The sequence below is a fragment of the Bacillus rhizoplanae genome, assembly GCF_917563915.1.
GTDB classification, from domain to species: domain Bacteria; phylum Bacillota; class Bacilli; order Bacillales; family Bacillaceae_G; genus Bacillus_A; species Bacillus_A rhizoplanae.
In genome coordinates, this window is record NZ_CAKJTI010000082.1 from 1 (window position 1) to 519 (window position 519).

Sequence of the window (519 nt, forward strand, 5' to 3'; positions counted from 1 at the left end):
ACAGAGCTCAAAGAACGCATCAATTTCTTGCGAAATCAACAAGAAAAAGCATTTGTGGACTCTAGGATTAAACGGGACGAGAACAATCAAAATGCCGTCATCGCTTCTCTTAAAAGAAGAATTGAAAAGTTAGAGAAAAAGAATAAAGAGCTTGAAGAAGAAAATAAGCAATTGCGTGAAAAAGAAAATGAAAAGCTTACTGATTACTTCATGAAGTTATAAAATTAGGACTGTACATATTAGACATATCTAAAATGTACGGTCCTTTTGTTTACTAGTGGTTCACTTATCTAACCTAAAGATAAGTATGTGGTCCTTTTACAATTTGAATTTCTTTTTAAGCTTCTTATATTTTCTATATGAACGTCTAACAATGTTTAACATGAAATACGGTATTTTAACAGGGAAAGGCAATTTATAAATGAAAGGCAAGTAAAATGTAAAATATGCCTTTTCTAGGTCTCTCCACTTACTATCTTCTTTTGTTTTTAAGAAATCAGATACATCGACTACATATCC

Annotated in this window: 2 pseudogenes; one reads left to right on the top strand and one right to left on the bottom strand. The window is 31.0% G+C overall.

Annotated elements, in window-relative coordinates:
• Positions 1-222, top strand: a pseudogene (locus LRP84_RS22345) (DUF6262 family protein); the annotation flags it as partial.
• 96 nt (positions 223-318) lie between these two features.
• On the opposite strand, the pseudogene LRP84_RS22350 reads toward LRP84_RS22345, so the two are convergent.
• Positions 319-519, bottom strand: a pseudogene (locus LRP84_RS22350) (serine/threonine protein kinase); the annotation flags it as partial.